This is a genomic window from Bosea sp. F3-2 (assembly GCF_008253865.1).
GTDB lineage: Bacteria > Pseudomonadota > Alphaproteobacteria > Rhizobiales > Beijerinckiaceae > Allobosea.
On record NZ_CP042331.1, the window covers coordinates 674078 to 691085 of the forward strand.

The following is a 17008-nucleotide window of genomic DNA, read 5'->3' on the forward strand; positions in this document are numbered from 1 at the left end:
CGATCCCCTTGCGGCCGGTGCTCTGGCGCGCCTTGTTGCGAAGGGCCGCTTCTCAAAGGAAGGCCGGCTTTATCGTCTGGCAGCCATCCGGGCGCAGGGGGTGTGAGATGCCTGATCCCGATTACGAGGCCAAATATGGCAAGGGCCCTCACCTGACGGCTGACGCTGTCGTGGTGCGTGGGAACGAGATCGCTCTTGTTCGCCGCAAGAAGGATGGCCACTGGGCATTGCCGGGCGGCTTCCTTGATCAGGGCGAGACCTTCATGGAATGCGCTCTCCGCGAGTTCAAGGAGGAGGCCGGAGTTGACCTCATTGCCAGCCCGAGCCTGATCCTGGCGACCTTCAGGCCCATCGCCTTCGATGCGATCGGACGCGATCCGCGCAGCCGCATCATCTCTGGGGCGGTCCTGATCATGCTATCGGAGAATCTCGCGCGTCCGAATCTCATCCCTGGCGACGACGCCACCGCTGCAAATTGGTTCGACCGCCACCAGGTTCCGCGGCTCTATGCCGACCACAACGAGATCATCACTGCCCTCGATGCCACCTTCCTCTCAATCTGAGACAGTTGCGCTAGGCGGAGGCGTTTAATGGCGATCAGGGCGCCGGAATAGAACGTGGCGATTACATAGAATTTTGAGATCAGAGCAGGCCGAAAGCCCACATCCCTAACGCGATAAACGGCCCAGCCCAAAACCTCACGTCCATACTGGCTTAATCCGCGGCGCCAGCGTGGCCAGTTCGCTCGCCGCTCGCGCTCAGCGGCATTGTCCCGGCCGATTTGCTCCCAATGGCCCATCAGAGCAACGACGCCTGTGCCGGCTTGTCGAGTTCGGGATCGCCGCCATCCTTCTTCACGCCGCGGGCGACGATATCGAGAGATCCATCTGGCAACGGCCGCTGTAGCGCCCTCGCCTGCTCCCAAGGCGCCGTCATCCAGGCCTCGCACTCTTCTGGCGTCGTGAGGATCACGGGCATCGCCTGCGGATGGATGGTACCGACCTCGGCGTTCGGATCGGTCGTCAGGAAGGCGTAGAGGTCGATCGTTTCCTCGCCATTCTTGATCTGCGGACGCTCGTCCATTGAGGCGTCCAGAGGCCGGCGAAGAACGCGGGCGGCCGCGCCATTCAGCACAAAAATGCGAACATGTATGTAATTGAACTACCAATATAATTTCTGCACGGGTGGAGATTCGTTCACTTTGTCGCTAACATGACCGCGCCAGTTGGACCGATCATGACTTGCCCTTTGGCGTGCTGACCACCGCCGAGATCATGACGGTCTCGTCGACAAAGCGCTGCTCAGCCTACTTGATGCGCGCAGAAAAATTATCGGCCAACCGACCTTGAAGAGCCATTCGCTGACGCGTCTATTGTCTCGGCGCAGCGCTGGCAGGCCAGCGGGAGAGTGCAACAGGTCTTTTCAGCGGAACGTAATAAAACTATTCGCGCGATTCCGATTTATCGATGCTGTCTCGTTGGGTCGAAGCGGCCTTCGCCTTGGTGCACGCCCGCGAGGCCTCTTCAACCGAACGAGTCGGGCGCATCAAGTATTGAGACCGTGTTTCGGCAAAATTGCTGAGTGGATCAGCACTGGAGAATGAGCCAGCAACGGAAAAGTCCCGAGATTGGTCCGCGCCAAAAACAGAAGTAATGGTCGGAGGAAAGCTGTAAGGACCTTTGGGCTCGACCAAAAGCCAGGCGCGCGCCAGCTCGGAGCAAGGAGCCCCTCTCAATACCTCGGTCGCAACGTGATTGCTGCCCGGCATCATCGGGAAATTTCCAATCAACCACGGCTGCCCGGTTGCACTTGCGCCCATTACATGCAGCACTCCAGGGGAATGTCCGGTCAGATCAATCACTGGCGTTCCCGCTTCGAATCCGGCCTGGTTTGCAGTTTTCCGTATCGCCTCGATGAATTCCCCCATGCTCGGCGCGACCCGCAGCACACCCCCGCGATCTCCGAGATCAACAAGATGGTCTGCCTGACGCAAAGGGCCGGGCTGGTAGTACGGATTCTCGGTCCCGAACAGGATTTGACCCGCGGTGACAAGCTGGGCGCCAAACACAAAAGGTATCAACACGGCCATCGCATTTTTGGAGATGGGCCGTATCCGAATGAGGGTAATTCCGGACAATGCCCAAAAAAATCCGACGAGGCCGGCCATAAACCAATAATTATTCGCCGTTCCAAATACAAAGGCCAGCGGTAGCGCCGCTAGGAGAGTTGCGGTTGCGCGCCGATAGGACTGTTCCGGACAGTGGCGGCCATGTCTGCCGTAAAACAATGCGAACAGTCCGGCCGAGAGGCCAATTGCGGCCAAGAACATCTGCTGCCATAGGCCATAATAGTAAGGGACGCCGAAGAATCCGAATATAAGCGAGATCATGAAAGCAGCGCATGTCGCGCAGGCCGCATTTGAAACTGCGCGCAGCAGCCTGCTTTTCGATGTGATCAGAGAAGCCGAGGCGACGATGGCCAAGCAGCCAATTGCCATTACTCTAAGAGCTGCCCAATCGAGAGGTAGCGGGTCGATCCTGAATATCGCAGACAGCGTATGGCCCATTCCATAGGAGCCCGCTCTTTCAAGCCCGACCGAAAACCTTTCCACGAAACCGGAAAAGGAGCCGTCGAGCACCAAGGCGGTTATGGCCAAAAGCCCACAAAAGATGCAGGCGACGACGACTACAAGAATAATACTCAGTCGCTTTGTAACGAGAAGATAGAGAAGCGCCAGCAATCCCGCGATTGCTGCGGTCGTTGGCTTGGCCATGAAGGCCAGCCAACCTCCGAGTGCGATCAATGACCAGCCCGCCGCGGCGGTGAGGCCAAGGGTTCTTCGCGATAGAAGCAGCCCGATGGCTGTCATCATCAAGGCTTGAAAAGCAAGCCAGTTATAGCTGGGTGTCGGCAGCCACAGGCGAAGCATGGCGAGAGAGGTCGTGCCCAGCGCCGCCGCAATAACCAAGCGCGGCAGTCGCCCGCCCACCTGGCTTTGCTGCATGTTATCCAATGCAAGCCACGAGAGAGCCCAGGCTAGGGCAAATGTGATCGTTATGTTGAGCTGTCGGAGCGTAGCTATGCTATGGTTAGATATGTCGTATAGATAACTATAAACAAATCCAAATTGAGAAAGAAGATAAGGATACTTCAGTGAATTTGCGATTGACGCAAAATAATATCCCTCATCAACTAAATCTATGCCTTTAGTTGAGTAAAATAAAGGTATTGCAAGAATTATTGCGGAACACAAAGCGGAAATGACGATGGTGCATTCAAAAGTAGAAATTCTCAACTTTGAGTTGACCATCAACGCAGTCCAATCGAGATTTATCGCGCCAAATGACAGGCGCTGTTGACTTTAGCTGTCCAGCACGTTGGGCCTTCGAGGCCCTCCTGTCGTAGCGTTCGCCGACGTGATGCAATGCGAGTATGGCAAGGACAGAAGATCGTGACGCACGGTCGTCGTAGAGTTCCCAAAGCCGCCTTTGACAAGCCCTGCATATTGGGGGGCGGTTCGCACGCATTTTCCGGAGTCAAGTTTCGCCAGCCAGCGAGCGACAAACGCCTGCCCAGGTTCGAACACGGGATCAACGGCCACAAATCGACCGTCTGCTGCAAGGTAGCGGCGCGCCATCATAACGAGCTCGCGCACTCGGGCGTCGTCAAGGTGGTGCAGCACTCCAAGGCAGACGACAAGGTCGAACGTACCGTGTTGCTCTACCGGTAGCGAGCCGAAGTCTCCGGCGTAAAAGGTTCCGCGATCGCCAAACACAGCTTTTGCCTGAGCGATATGGTCGGCATTGAGGTCGATCCCGACATACTCGACCGGCCCGAGATAGGGCAGGATGGCGCCGGAGCCGCAGCCGAAATCAAGCACGCGAGCGCCCGGTGCGGGGCGAATATGGGTCGCCACAAGTTCCTGTCGCGCCCGTTCGCCGCCCAGCATCCGCTGAAAAGCCGCGTATATCGCGGGAATCTGCGTCAACTGATAGATGCCAGATGTCTTCTGAACCATCATGGGCTCCATTGGCCGAACGGCCGCTTGTCGGCTGGCAAGATCAAGAACTCAGCGAACCCAGCCATACGGCGCCGATCGCGATCCAGGCGATAGCCGCCAGTTTTTCAAGTGGAAGGCTTTCGCCAAGCAGAAAATACGCGCCCACGGCGGTCATGGGGGCGATCAGGCTCGCAATCGGCAGCATGAAGCTGATGGGCAGCTTGACCATGGCCGAGTACCAACATACAGCGCCGATAACGACCATCAGTCCGGCGACCCAGATGAGCGGGTCGACAAGAAGCCGAGAAATGCCGGCAAGTAACGAACGTTCCGATGCAGAGGCTTCGCCGATCTGCATCATTCGCGTCTTGAACAAAAGCTGGGAACCCGCGACAGAGACTAGGCTGACGGCGAATAGAAGCAGGGCTGTCAACTTTGTCACCGATCAGCCTCCTTGGTGAAGCCCGACAGTTTCGGGCTCCGCAGCGTTCGGGTCGTGCTTCAACCGCATGATCATCGGAGAAGCGAATTCTGCCGGCAGTTTCTCAAGCAATCCAAGAAGGCCTAGCGCCCTTGCCGTCGACTGCACCTTGCCAGCCAGCCCGCCTTGCCGCTCCCTGAACAAGGGGTCTTGGTCAAAGCGACGCATGGCTGCCGCGAGGAGGCCCCGATCGAACGAGACCGAAAGCCGGTTGCTGCGGGCAAAGCGTTTGACCCGGAACGCGGTGATGAAGTTCAGTTCTTCCCAGATCCCCGGGAGCCTCTTCACCGTCTCGCGATAGAGGTAGGCCGTCGCGCGCGGAAAGAAGGGAACCAACGGAATGCCGAAATGAGGTTCGTACGGCACCGTATAGTTGGGGCACAGGTGAACCATAGTTCCTCCAGGTGCCAGCACGCCAGCCATGCCTCGCACGGCGCCTTCGAGGTCTGGAATATGTTCGAGTACGTTCGTCGAGTAGATCAGGTCGAATTGTCCATGTGTGGCGGGATCGAGCTGTTCCGCGCCGATACTCAGCCATTGTGTGCCGAGGCGGTCCGGCAGACTGCGGAGGATCGCCGAGCCGATCTCGGGCATGAAGCCGAAGCCCGAGGCGCCGGGTTCGAGGCCCGTGATGTCCGCACCTGATTGGCGCAGAAAACTTGCGAGGAGCCCAATTCCGCAGCCGACCTCCAGGACACGCATGCCGGGTCGCAGCAACGGGGCTACGAGTTCGAGTCCGACGCCGGCCTCATTGGCATAGGTCGCGAGCAATTGTGCCGCTTCTACCGGGCCGAGGCCGCAACGCTGCGCCACGGCTGCGATTTCGGGAGAGGCGAGTGCGGCCTCCGAGAATGCCTTGAACTCTCTAGCCACTGGTGAAACGCTCGGCATAATGTGACATTCACGCCGATAGCGACGGGCAAACGGCTAGGCCACAGCGCGCAGAATGCTTACTGATGGAGCCAAATTCTCCCGTTGCGATGGTTTCCAATCCGCGCATCGTCCCGGCTTTTTCATCGCGGCGCCCAATCGCCAACGCGGTTGCTAATGCACCAACCCACGCGCCGCATGCAAGTGAGCTCTATGCCATCCACGAGACGGGAGGGATCGGCGGCTCGCGTCAGGATCGTTTGCCGCAGCCCTCGGCCTGTGCGATTTGCGGGTAAGGCCGTTTGCGACCGAGCACGAAGGGAACGAGCATTATGAAGGACATCGTCATCTTCGGGGTCGGAAACATCGCGGAACTGGCTGCCTTCTATCTCACGCGGGATGCTGGTCGCCGTGTGGCGGGCTTCACCGTCGACGCGGCCTACCTCTCCGAGCCCTCCTGGAACGGCTATCCGGTGGTCGCGTGGGAGGAGGTGGAGCAACGCTTCCCGCCGGGTAGTACCGACGTCTTCGTCGCCGTCAGCTATACGAAGCTGAACAAGTTCCGGCGCGACAAGGTCGCGGAGGCTCGCGCGAAAGGTTATGGCATCGCGAGCTATGTGAGTTCCCGCGCGACCATCTTCGAAGACTTCGTGGCACAGCCCAACCAGTTCATCCTGGAAGACAACACCATCCAGCCCTTCGCCCGGATCGGCGAGAACGTCACGCTGTGGTCGGGGAATCACATCGGGCATCACAGTGCGATTGCCGAGGATACGTTCATTGCATCCCATGTCGTCGTGTCCGGGGGCGTGACCATTGGCCCGCGCTGCTTCATCGGCGTGAACGTCACGATCCGGGATCATGTCACCATCGGAGCGGATTGCGTCATCGGCGCCGGCAGCCTGGTCCTGTCCGACATTCCCGACAATTCGGTTCTGTCGCCAGCCTCGACCGAGATTTCCAAGGTGCCGAGCCATCGCTTGCGGCGGATCTGATCAGATGACCTGGCGTAAACTCGGGCTGATTTTCACACCGACCAGAGGGCACCCGGCACTGGCGACCCATGCTGCGCTGCCGGTCGCAGCGCCGCTCTCGGGTGACTTCGTCAGGGTCTTCTATTCGGGTCGCGATGCGGATAACCGCTCTTCCGTCGGATCGGTCGTCATCCGCCTCGCGGAACGGCCACATGTCGAGGACGCTCCGCCGGCCCCCATCCTAGAGCCTGGACCGCGCGGCGCCTTTGACGATAGTGGCCTCGGTGTCGGCAGCATCGTGCGCGCAGGGGCGGAAGACCGGCTCTACTATATGGGTTGGAATGTCGGCGGCGCGGTTCCCTGGCGCAATGCCATAGGCGTGGCGGTCGGTTCCGTAAAAGAAGGACGCTTCGAGCGGCTTTCCGCAGGGCCGATCATGGACCGCGATATGGTCGACCACTACAGCCTATCCTATCCTTGGGTCCTGCAGGCTGGGCCCCGATCCTGGCTGATGTGGTACGGAACCCATTTGGCCTGGGGGGCGGACAAGGCGGACATGTCGCACGCGATCAGGCGTGCAACGAGCGCCGACGGGATCTCATGGGTGCGTGATCCTGTGGTCGTGCTCGGTCCTGAGGAGGAGGACATCGCGGTCGTTCGCCCCTCTGTCCTCGCCAGGGGGGATGGTTTCGAGATGTGGTTCGCACGGCGTGGACATGGCCCCTATGGCCTTGGTCACGCCGTTTCCGCGGATGGCATTTCCTGGCGTCGTACCGCCGTGCAAATGCCGGCCCCAGACACGGAGGGATGGGAAGGCGGAGCGGCGACCTATCCCGCCGCCTTCACCCATGCTGGGCGCCTCTGGCTCCTCTACAACGGCAGCGGCTATGGCGCAGCCGGCTTCGGGCTCGCGGTTTGGGAGGAGTGACGGACAAGGACCGTGAACTCCCAGAGGCCATAGTCCTGGAGGATGGCGACTTGCCGGCCATAGCGATCGAGGCAAGTCCGCAGCATCGCCACCGGATCCACATAGTGCAGATCTTCGCGGCGTCGCTCCGGGTCCGAGGACATTGACAGCATGTTGAATCCGAAGCCGCGACAACCGAGATGGGCCAGGTTGTCGATGGTCTCATCGACATGGCTCGCCCAGGACGCCGCATCCGCACCTCGCCGGACGTTGAAAATCCCACTCGCAATGGCGAAGTCGCAGGAGGCAGGGGGATCGTCACCGACATGCCAGCATCGGTCCGGACCCTCGCCGAAGGTTCGCCGCGCGGCCTCGATCATGGCGGCAGACAAGTCGCAGCCGACATAGCGGCCGGTATGCCCTGCCGCGCGCAGCACCGACAGAAAATCGCCGTATCCGCAACCCAGATCGAGCACAGATGCTGCCGGATCGCCTGCCAGAAGGCGCAGGAATTGTTGATGCCTCAGGCGGTGGGAGGCGTCGTCCTTCCAGTCCACGCCCTTCGCGGTCGGTCCATGGCGCTCGATTGCCGTCGTATAGTAGTCGCGCACCGCATCGCGAATGAGATGCCGTTCATCGCTCATGCCGCAACTCCACGGTATCGGCCCAGGACGATAGCGCGGGTCTGGTCGAGGCCCAGGTTGAGAAGAGTGTCGACAATCGAAACGCCTGAAGCAAAATCGCCCCAGACTTGCGGATACGGCTCCCCGAACCGGCTATAGTCCATCCACTCGACCTGCATGCCGAGCGCATTGAACTCGTCCTCGTCCAGATAGCTCTTGGCCGAAGGGCCAGACAGGTAGATCTGAGCGTCAGCGGCAGCCGAGAGCTTCACCAATCGCTCCGTTGGGCGCATTGCGGCCATGGCCTCCCGCGGCAACAGGTCGATGTCGCGGAGGAGGCGCGTTTCGATCCCGAGTTCCTTGCACAGCGCCGTGATCATGCCCTGGTTGACCTGTGACAAAGTCGGCAGATCCGCAATCGTCTCGAATAGGCGCCGGACCAATGGAAATGCATCGTCGAAATGGGTCGCACGACGGTATGCTATCTCGATGCTCTTCAGATGAGCCTGCCACCAGCCAGGATCGGCAATGCGCATGCTGTCAATCGGGGCGTGGAAGTTGCCTTTCTGCTGGACGGGCACGGACAGCCAGTGAACGCCCTGAGGTGTCTTGATCACATTGCGCGTGCGCCAGTCACGCCGAGTGAACTGGACGCTATCGAAAAATACGAACGTTTCGCAAAGTGCGATGGCGGCGAAGAAACCTCGCCACGGTATGTAACTCGATTGAATGATCGCGACGCGCTTCATTCAGGCGGACCGTCCGAAATAAGCAAAGATGGCTTCAACCACCCTGGACACCTCGTCATCGTCGAGCGTGTAGTAGAGCGGTAGGCGCAAAAGCCGGTTGCTGATCCGGTTAGTCACGGCAAGGTCTCCCGACGCGCGCCCAAACTTGCGACCGGCCGGAGCCGAATGAAGCGGTACGTAGTGAAAGACGGCGTTGATATCGCGCGCGTTCAGATACCGAATGAGGTCGGCACGCACGGCTTCCGACTCGAGCAGGAGCCAGAAGATATGGCCGTTGACCTCGGTTCCCGTGGCGCGGGGCAGGATGACGGTACCGTCCGCCGCCAGAGGCGCCAGGCTTTCGCGATAGAGGTCGTAGATGACGCGCCGGCGCGCGCAGATGATGTCGGCTTGTTCGAGCTGGGCCATGAGGAAGGCGCTGACGATCTCGCCCGGGCAATAGGACGAGCCGATGTCCTGCCAGGTGTATTTGTCGACCTGGCCGCGGAAGAAGCGGCTGCGGTCCGTGCCTTTTTCGCGAATAATCTCGGCACGGTCGAGCAGGCGCTCATTGTTGAGGATGAGGGCTCCGCCCTCTCCCGAGATGACATTCTTGGTCTCGTGGAAGGAGAGGCAACCGAGGTCACCTATCGTTCCGAGAGACTTGCCCTTGAACGTTGAGAGATGAGCTTGTGCTGCATCCTCCACCACCAGCAGGTCGTGTTGGCCGGCGATCTCCATGATAGCGTCCATGTCGCAGGCGAGGCCCGCATAATGAACTGGGACGACAACCTTGGTCCGCTCGGTGATGGCCGGTTCGATGTGAGCCGGATCGATATTGAGGGTGTCCGGGTCGATATCAACGAAGACGACGGTGGCGCCGCGCAGAACAAAGGCCGTCGCCGTGGCGGAGAAGGTGAACGACGGCATGATCACCTCGTCCCCCGGCCCGACCTCGGACAACATCGCGGCCATCTCGAGCGCTGCGGTGCAGGAGTGGGTCATCAGTGCGCGGCGGGCGGACAGGGCCTGCTCCAGCCACGTCTCGCAGCGCTGCATGAATGGCCCTCCGCCAGCGATGGTCCCGTTCTGGATGGCCTGAGCGATATACTCGAGTTCTTTCCCGACGATTGCAGGCCGACCGAAGGGGATCTTCTCGCTTTGCAGGTTGTTCACAGTTTCGCTTTCAGAGTGCGCGGAATCTCGTTCACCAGCCTCCGGAGAGGCCAGCGAGCCTATGCTCGCGGGTTGTTTTGGCAGCGGGAGCTGGCTATGTCTACTCGCGTCAAGGGGCTTGTCCCGCTGTTCTCAGGACATTGTTTTGGCCGACGAAATCGATTGCCGCCGCGGGGATGATTGCCCAGCCTGCAGCAGCCAAGACTCCGTTGCTCTTCCGATACCGTCAGGCGATAGCTCCGTTCTGAGCGACGGGCGAATCATGCCACGCAGTTTGGACAAAGTGGGGTGCTGCGCTTGCGGGCTCGTTCGGCATCGCGTGCCGCTCTCGCCAGCCGAAGTGGCGGCGATCTACGCAGAGAATTACGAGCTGCCCGCCCAGTCGAGCCTCGCCGACAACGCCCGCGGAGAGGCCTACGCGCGCGTGGTGGCGGGAGCCATCGGTGGAATACCCGGCCTCGGCCGCCTGCTCGAAATCGGCTGCGGCTCCGGTGCGACGGCCCGCTTCCTGGCCCGTATGTTGCCGGTTCACGAGATCCGGGGCGTCGATCCGGCGCTCCCGGACGAGTTCTTGGGAACCTCTGGCAAGGTCACACTGGCGAGAGGCTTGCTCGAGGATCAAGCGGGGCCGGCCTGGCGCCATTTCGATGCGGTGGTGTCGATCAATACGATCGAACATACACCTGACCCGGCCGGCTTTCTTGCTGCAATTGCCGCGCGACTCCGCCCTAGCGGAAAGGCAGTCGTGATCTGCCCGGTCGCGGTACCCGCGAACTGCGAGCTGCTGTTCTTCGATCACCTGTGGACATTCTCCCCTGCTGCGTTTCATGCATTCGCAGCTGCAGCAGGGCTCCGGGTCACAGAGACGCTCGCCCTCGACGGAGCCCTCGCATGTTTCCAGGGCTTCGTGATGGAAAAGGGAGGCGGGGCAAGCGAGCCGGGAGCGGCTGCGAACCCCGATGATGCAGCCCGGTACCTCGCCGCGTGGCAAGAACTCGACGGCCTTTGGTGTGATCGGCTCGACACCCTCGGCGGCCGCGTTCAGATCTTTGGTGCAGGGCAAATGGCCGCGGTCATCCGAGCCTATGCTCCGCGTACCTGGGCCCGCACCGAGCGGCTTGTGGTCGACAATCCCGCTGACGCCTGGGATCTTGGCCGGGTCGAGCGCTATGTCCCGGAAGATCATGTCCACGGTTACCGCACAATCGTGGCCGTCAACCCGCTGGCAAAGGAAGCCGTCGCTGCACGGATTCGGCGAGACGGCGGTGAGCCCCTTGTCATGCCGGACGCCATTCAGTTCTAGGAGCGTCTCCTATGGCCAGCATTACCGAGCGCAGCTACGGCATTCATCGGCGCGTTGCAGCGGAAAACGAGATCGACGATGCCTGTGAGACGCTTTCGACCCTAGGTTATGCTGTTCTTGAAGGTGGTTACACACCAACCGAGATAGATGAGCTGTCGGCAGCCTTCGATGACGCCCGTCGGCACTCGGAAGATGCAGCGGGCGGTCAAGGCGCCCTGAGACAGCTCGACGAGCACAACACCATCCGGGTTGCGTTTCATCACGACGCGCGGTTGCTTGTCCTGGCTACAAATCAGCGCGTCTTGGCCGTGGTGCGGCGAGCGATCAGCGATTATGTCGTGCTCTCCCAGCAAAATGGGATCATCAATCCGGCCAATGCCGCGGAATACAATCAGGGCGCCTGGCATAGGGACTTACCCTACCAGCACGTCGTGTTTTCCCGGCCAATGGCCATCAACGCACTGTTCTGCATCGATGATTTCACGTTGGAAAACGGTGCGACGATCGTCCTGCCAGCAACGCACAAACAGGAAGAGTTTCCGTCCTCCCGCTTCGTGCGAAGTGCCGCGATTCAAGTTACCGCACCGCGTGGCAGCTACATTCTCCTCGATTGCATGACCTATCACACAGGTGCGACCAATCGAACGCCGAAGGATCGACGCGCTGTCAATCATGTCTACACAAGTCCGATCATCCGGCAGCAGATTGACCTGCCGGCCCTGCTCGGCGAATCTTTCACAGAAGATCGGGACGTGCGAGAACTGCTGGGCTACGGAGTCAGGACACCGCGATCTTTGGACGAGTATTTCGCCTCGCGCCGCCGCTGACGGTCGGACCGCACTCTCGCAGTTGCGAGGCGACAAGGGCGGGCCGCTCGCCTTTGCGCGGACCGTTTTTTTGCGCTGGTTCAACAGTGCGGCTTGACGGCCGGGCCGCGGTGAATTCGGCGCACGACCGCATAGGGGCGGCGCTTGGTCTCCGAAAAGATATTCGCAATATAGATTCCAAGGATTCCCAGAATGAGGGTCGTCAGCCCACCAAAAAAACAGATCGAAACGATTAACGATGTCCAGCCATCGGCAGCGATCCCGGTCCAAAGGTAGCGCGCAACAATGTAGAAGACGGCAGCGCCAGACAAACCAGCCGTCGCCAATCCAAGATAAAGGATCATGTAAAGGAGTTTTGTCGAGGTGGTGGTAACATACTTTACCAGCATCTCAACCCGCTTCCTTACCGAATAGGTTGTCGGCGACAAGGCCAGCTTGCGAACGGTGAGTGGTTCCTGACGAAAGCCCGTCAACAACCAAAGATGTGCGATGAAGAACTCCCGATCACGATGCCGGATCAACTCGCGCACATATTGGCGCGTCATCAGGCGTGCAGTGACGAGGTTGCGCGGCAGCTTTTGGTCACTCAGCTTGTCTACCAGCCAGAAAAAGACGTCTCCAGTCACTCGCTCGAACCAGCCGCCACGGCGAGCCTCCTGGACCCCGTAAACGACGTCGCAATCGCCCTTTTGGAAGCGGTTCCAAAAGGTTGTGAGGAGTTCAGGCTCCTCCTCCAAATCACTGTCGATCAAGAAGACATAGTCGCCCGACGCAACCGTCAATCCGGTCATCATCGCCTTATGGTGACCAAAATTGCGCGACAGGTCGACCACGACAACGCGAGAATCTCTGTCATTCAGGTCGAGTGCGCGAGCCAGACTGTCATCGGGCGAGCCGTCATTGACCAGCACCAACTCAATGTCCTGGCAGAGGTCGGAAGCAGCGGCCATGCAGCGTTCATAGAATGGCTCAATCGTATCCGCCGACCGGTAGAGGGTGGAAACGATCGACAGTTTTATCCGGGGCCTGTCCATATCAACTGGGGTCATCTTTGTTTCTCGCGCGATGCGTACACGTCATGACATTGTCAGTTGAGGTGCTGTCAACTCTCCGTGCGCCTCAGATTTGAAAGGAGTCCGATACAGCGTCCGCTGAGACCGACCAGCCTCAGATTTTCCGGTCCGTTCAAAACTGAAAAGCTCCGGTTCTAGGCTCAGGACTCGTTGATCAGAGCCAGAAGATGACGGTAGCGGCGATACAGATTGCCGAGAAGAAGGTGTGGGCGCATCGGTCGTAGCGTGTGGCGATGCGCCGCCAGTCTTTGAGCTTGGCGAAGAGGTTCTCGACCTTGTGGCGCTGGCGATAGAGCGTCTTGTCGTAGGGATAAGGGGTTTTCCGGCTTCTGCTCGATGGAATGCAGGGTTCGATGCCTTTGGCGACCAGCGCCTGGCGGAACGCGGCGCTGTCGTAGCCGCGATCGGCGATGAGGGTTTTGGCTGGCGGCAGGGCCACGAGCACGAGGCTTGCGCCCTTGTGGTCGCTCATCTGGCCTTCCGAGAGCAGCATGATGATCGGGCGGCCGGTATCGTCGCAGACGGTGTGGAGCTTGGAGTTCAGCCCGCCCTTGGTGCGCCCGATACGACGGGGAAGAGCCCCTTTTTGAGCAGGCTCGCCGCCGTGCGGTGCGCCTTCAGATGCGTCGCGTCGATCATGATCCGCTCCGGCTTCGGCCCTTCGCCGGCAAGACCGGCGAAGATGCGGTCGAAGACGCCGAGCCGGCTCCAGCGGATGAAGCGGTTATAGAGCGTCTTGTGCGGGCCATAGTCCTTGGGCGCGTCCTTCCACTGCAGGCCGTTGCGGATGACGTAGACGATGCCGCTCACCACGCGACGATCGTCGACCCGCGGCACGCCATGCGAGAGCGGAAAATGCGGCGATATCCTCGCCATCTGGCGCTCGCTCAGCAAAAACAAATCACCCATCACGGCATCCTCCCAGACACCGTGAATCACAGATCAAACCAATTTAATAGGTCCTGAGCCTAGTCGGTCCAATTCACAGGACGCCTGTCGCTGAAGTTGTTTCACATCGAGCGCCTTGCCGAACAGACGCCGCTGGAAGATTTCCTCGGCGCTTGAGAGCGGCACGGAGCGGAATTCAGACGCGAACGAGCAGGTTCCCGCGCAGGCGTTTTGTCGGGATGACGCACCAACGACAAATGCCACTGCATGCACGAAGATCTAACGAACCCGATGCTCGCAGCCAGCGAGATAGCGACAGATGCTGATCTCTAACTCGGCACGCTCCCGTCCTCTCGGAGAATCCTCAGCCGCGATCTCGACGCATCGCAAGCGCTCAAGAGCATCGCGAAATTGTTCGGGCGTTTCGATTCGTTCCAATGCTGGGAATGTGCGGCTTTTGGTTCGACTCTGCATCGTCATCCTCCAGCGAGGATACGGCATTTGGCGGTCCGTCGAGCTTCCGAACCGCACGGTGACAACCGCTGCTCGGCGAGGAAGTTCCGATTTGCGAACGCTCTCCAAGCGAGAAGCGAACTGGCCGAAACGCGCCGCGTTCGCATGGCGGCTGCGCGGCGTCACCTGAAACGAGAAAAGGCCCGATCCCTTTTCGGCGACCGGACCAAGTTTACTTTCTGTCCGGCCGTCTAAAGCAGAGCTACGACCATCATCGGCATTTTTCGCACACCTTAGGCTCATGGTCAGCGATCAGTGATCTCTGAACGCAATTCTGAAAAGCTTGATCGCCGAAAAAACGAAGCCTGTGGCAACAGTGCCGGTAAATAGGTCAACGGCAAACGAGGCCACCAAGCCCAGCGCCACAGCGAACAGAATGTCCGTCACAGCTCGACCCCTCCAGGCTCCATTGCGTCAACGCGGCGGAGCGGTAACGATACGAAAGCAAAAACCACGCCTTCACCTCGATAGCATCAGGGTCGCCGGCTCCCTACCGCCTTCCAAGAATGGCCCGCGCACCGCTTCGGCGGCCCAGGCGCTGGAGCGCACCGCGAGCATGATGCCACCGATACGCAGATCGCGTTCGGCGTAGCCCGCGAATACCGGATCAAGGATGCGCGGCAGCGGGGCGTCTTCGCGCACGACCTCCCACAGAATCTCGACCTGCGCAGCCGGCAGTGATCGGAAGATGCGCAACCAGTCTGACGCACGCAGGCGATTGCCGCGCGCATCAGCGTCTCCTTCCCGCCAGTCGGTGTCGGCAGCGAGAAAGGCAAGCGGATTGTGCCGGAAATCGAGATGGTCCTCGAGATGGATGGCATGCAGGGCAAGGCCACCCGGGCGCAATGCGGCCTGCGTGTTGGCGACGATGGCCCTGCTGTCGGCGAGCGGCAGATGCTCAAGCACGGAGGCGGAGTGGATGAGGTCGAAGGTGCCGGCAAATTCCGTCTCCCGGCAAAAATCAGCCGGGGCAAGGTAGTCGATCCCCAGCTCTGAAAGACCCTCCAGTGTCCAATCGCCGAGTTGATCGAGGCGGGCGATTCGTTCCGTAACGGTCGCTGCCGACGCTACCGGCGCCAGAGCCGCCAGCAGCGCGTCGCGGCCGGCCAACGTGAAGGCGCGGCGCGCGAAATGCAGACGCAAGAGGGGATAATAGTCGACAGCCACGACCCGTGTCGCCCCGGCCAGCCAGAAGACCAGCGCCTCCGAGAGCAGGTGCCCGCTGCCGAATTCAAGGCAGGAAAGCCCCTCAACGGAGCCGCAGGTGTCTCGGATCAGGGCGGCGAGCCCGGGAGCGATGCGGTCGACACGCTTGTCGCCTCGGGCCCGGTGCCAAGCCCAGAGAGCGTGTGTCCAGTGCTGGGCATGGCCCTGGCCGCCGATGGCGCGCCGCAACGCCTTGCGCAGCGGCGCCGGCAGTTGACCCACCAGTTGAGCCAGAGTTTGCACAGGCACGGCCGCCCCCCGATCGCGCCGCTCATCCTTATCCACGTCAGTCCGCGCGACCTCGACACGCACCAACAGCGCCCCCGGCGACGGCCGCTTTTCGTCTCCCTATCTGGTATCGACTCACGGAGGCAAGTCTTGCCATTTCACGCTGACCACTTCGACTCGGTACGCCGCCTGCAATCCCCCCGCCTCGGCCACTCCCTTGAAACAAAAATGGCCCGTCCCTTTCGGAGACCGGGCCTAGTTCGACAGAGAGAAGCCGGTTAGGCCGGCCAGTCCATCTTGCGGCGGTCAGCCGCTCGATCTCGTCAGGGACTTCGCCCCGAGCCCCGGATAAAGCTCACCAGCAGGTCCCAGCGATCTCCCAGCCAGACGAACGCTCCCACAGCGATTGGAGCAATCCAGATCAAGAAGCGACCTAGCCGACCACCAACACGCGCGAGCATGACGCCATTGCGAATGATTGCGGTATCGGTCTTGAGCCCGGCCACACTCGTTCTGAGGCGGGTGATATCGGAGCGCATCTCGGTCATGGCCTCGCCACGCTGCGCCCCTTGGTCGAGCAGAAGGTCGATTTTCTCGGTCAGCACGTCGATCGTTCCTTTTAGTCCGTCGACGCGCTCCTCAAGGGCGGTGATGCGCTCCAAGGCGCTACGCTGGCCGGCCATGTCTGCGTCAGGCCGCCCGCTTGCGGTTCCAGTAGGCCCACCACACCACGCCGGCGAGCGAGAGCACAGCGCCCGTCGCCGTCGCGGCCATCTCCTCAGTGAGAATGCCCTTCGAGACCAGCGCGCCGGCGCCGACCTGAAGGAGGATGCGCAGGATCTGCTGCGCGGAATCCCAATTCATTTCGATCTCCGTGTTTCGAGGAAGGCTCAGCCGCGCTTGGCGGCCTCGATCGCCTGCAGGGCCTTGATCGTCTCACCGATGGCGATGGCGAGATCGGCGGCGGTGCGGGGTGGTTTGGCGCAGAACTGAGAGAGCACGACCTGTCCCTGCCGCGCCGCGGCGCGCACCTTCTCCGGCGCGAACAGGTCGACGGCGAGCGCGGCCGTCTGCAGATCGGCACAGCGGGCAGACAGGCGGTCGCTGATCTCCGCAATCCGGCTGTCGAGGGTTTGGCAGCCGGCGAGCGCCAGCGCGCCCAAGGCGCCGAGCGCCAGGACGGTACGTTTCATGATGATGCTCCGAGGTGA

Annotated in this window: 19 protein-coding genes and 1 pseudogene; 5 read left to right on the plus strand and 15 right to left on the minus strand. The window is 60.7% G+C overall.

Annotation, left to right across the window (positions count from 1 at the left end; translation table 11 throughout):
• The first annotated feature begins 107 nt into the window (after positions 1-107).
• Positions 108-563 (plus strand): NUDIX domain-containing protein, encoded by a 456-nt coding sequence (locus FQV39_RS03230; RefSeq protein ID WP_149128996.1) that lies wholly within the window; start codon positions 108-110, stop codon positions 561-563.
• 235 nt (positions 564-798) lie between these two features.
• Here the strand turns inward: FQV39_RS03230 and FQV39_RS03235 are convergent.
• From FQV39_RS03235 to FQV39_RS03255, 5 genes and pseudogenes are all read right to left on the minus strand, one after another.
• Positions 799-1121: pseudogene (locus FQV39_RS03235) on the minus strand (SOS response-associated peptidase family protein); the annotation flags it as partial.
• Between the two features lie 320 nt (positions 1122-1441).
• The gene (locus tag FQV39_RS03240) at positions 1442-3310 is read right to left on the minus strand and encodes a hypothetical protein (protein ID WP_149128997.1); all 1869 of its coding nucleotides are present in this window, start codon (positions 3308-3310) and stop codon (positions 1442-1444) included.
• Positions 3311-3361: 51 nt separating this feature from the next.
• A complete protein-coding gene (locus FQV39_RS03245) occupies positions 3362-4021 on the minus strand; it encodes a class I SAM-dependent methyltransferase (RefSeq protein WP_187640147.1) in 660 nt (219 codons plus the stop codon).
• Between the two features lie 40 nt (positions 4022-4061).
• A complete protein-coding gene (locus tag FQV39_RS03250; protein ID WP_149128999.1) occupies positions 4062-4442 on the minus strand; it encodes a hypothetical protein in 381 nt (126 codons plus the stop codon).
• 3 nt (positions 4443-4445) lie between these two features.
• Positions 4446-5372: a class I SAM-dependent methyltransferase gene (locus FQV39_RS03255; protein ID WP_149129000.1), complete on the minus strand. Its 927-nt coding sequence runs from the start codon at positions 5370-5372 to the stop codon at positions 4446-4448.
• 311 nt (positions 5373-5683) lie between these two features.
• Between FQV39_RS03255 and FQV39_RS03260 the strand changes: the two genes are divergently transcribed.
• Complete coding sequence (locus FQV39_RS03260; protein ID WP_248313229.1) at positions 5684-6346, plus strand: acetyltransferase; 663 nt, start codon at positions 5684-5686, stop codon at positions 6344-6346.
• Between the two features lie 4 nt (positions 6347-6350).
• The gene (locus tag FQV39_RS03265; protein WP_149129001.1) at positions 6351-7253 is read left to right on the plus strand and encodes a ligand-gated ion channel; all 903 of its coding nucleotides are present in this window, start codon (positions 6351-6353) and stop codon (positions 7251-7253) included.
• Here FQV39_RS03265 and FQV39_RS03270 read toward each other — a convergent pair.
• Genes FQV39_RS03270 through rffA form a run of 3 tightly spaced genes read right to left on the minus strand, consistent with a single transcriptional unit; the run spans position 7211 to position 9759 of the window.
• Positions 7211-7876: a class I SAM-dependent methyltransferase gene (locus FQV39_RS03270; protein ID WP_149129002.1), complete on the minus strand. Its 666-nt coding sequence runs from the start codon at positions 7874-7876 to the stop codon at positions 7211-7213. The two genes, FQV39_RS03265 and FQV39_RS03270, sit on opposite strands and share 43 nt — an antisense overlap.
• Entirely contained in the window at positions 7873-8604 is a 732-nt protein-coding gene (locus FQV39_RS03275) for a WbqC family protein (protein ID WP_149129003.1), read from the minus strand. Before FQV39_RS03275 ends, FQV39_RS03270 begins: the two co-directional genes overlap by 4 nt.
• Positions 8605-9759, minus strand: a complete 1155-nt coding sequence (gene rffA / locus FQV39_RS03280) for a dTDP-4-amino-4,6-dideoxygalactose transaminase (RefSeq protein ID WP_248313230.1) — start codon at positions 9757-9759, stop codon at positions 8605-8607. It abuts the gene before it with no gap.
• A gap of 340 nt (positions 9760-10099) precedes the next feature.
• On the opposite strand from rffA, the gene FQV39_RS03285 reads away from it, so the two are divergent.
• Both FQV39_RS03285 and FQV39_RS03290 read left to right on the plus strand, forming a co-directional pair.
• On the plus strand, positions 10100-11062 hold the full coding sequence (locus FQV39_RS03285; RefSeq protein WP_187640148.1) for a class I SAM-dependent methyltransferase: 963 nt from the start codon (positions 10100-10102) through the stop codon (positions 11060-11062).
• Positions 11063-11073: 11 nt separating this feature from the next.
• Positions 11074-11889, plus strand: coding sequence for a phytanoyl-CoA dioxygenase family protein (locus FQV39_RS03290; protein WP_149129005.1), 816 nt, complete (start codon positions 11074-11076; stop codon positions 11887-11889).
• 80 nt (positions 11890-11969) lie between these two features.
• Here the strand turns inward: FQV39_RS03290 and FQV39_RS03295 are convergent, their stop codons facing one another.
• The 7 genes from FQV39_RS03295 to FQV39_RS03315 all read right to left on the minus strand — a co-directional run bounded on the left by FQV39_RS03295 (position 11970) and on the right by FQV39_RS03315 (position 16990).
• A complete protein-coding gene (locus FQV39_RS03295; RefSeq protein WP_248313231.1) occupies positions 11970-12938 on the minus strand; it encodes a glycosyltransferase family 2 protein in 969 nt (322 codons plus the stop codon).
• A gap of 178 nt (positions 12939-13116) precedes the next feature.
• Positions 13117-13871, minus strand: a protein-coding gene (locus tag FQV39_RS03300) for an IS5 family transposase (RefSeq protein ID WP_149129006.1) whose coding sequence is annotated in 2 segments (ribosomal slippage) — positions 13117-13538 and positions 13538-13871 — 756 coding nt in all. Because the reading frame shifts where the segments join, the coding sequence is not laid out codon by codon here.
• Positions 13872-14615: 744 nt separating this feature from the next.
• Complete coding sequence (locus FQV39_RS34075) at positions 14616-14750, minus strand: hypothetical protein (protein ID WP_282570163.1); 135 nt, start codon at positions 14748-14750, stop codon at positions 14616-14618.
• A 72-nt stretch (positions 14751-14822) separates the two neighbouring features.
• A complete protein-coding gene (locus FQV39_RS03305; RefSeq protein ID WP_248313494.1) occupies positions 14823-15881 on the minus strand; it encodes a methyltransferase domain-containing protein in 1059 nt (352 codons plus the stop codon).
• 239 nt (positions 15882-16120) lie between these two features.
• The gene (locus tag FQV39_RS03310) at positions 16121-16480 is read right to left on the minus strand and encodes a hypothetical protein (protein WP_149129008.1); all 360 of its coding nucleotides are present in this window, start codon (positions 16478-16480) and stop codon (positions 16121-16123) included.
• A 7-nt stretch (positions 16481-16487) separates the two neighbouring features.
• Positions 16488-16661, minus strand: a complete 174-nt coding sequence (locus tag FQV39_RS33010; RefSeq protein ID WP_187640150.1) for a Pam3-gp28 family putative phage holin — start codon at positions 16659-16661, stop codon at positions 16488-16490.
• Positions 16662-16687: 26 nt separating this feature from the next.
• Positions 16688-16990 (minus strand): hypothetical protein, encoded by a 303-nt coding sequence (locus tag FQV39_RS03315; RefSeq protein WP_149129009.1) that lies wholly within the window; start codon positions 16988-16990, stop codon positions 16688-16690.
• Positions 16991-17008 lie beyond the last annotated feature (18 nt).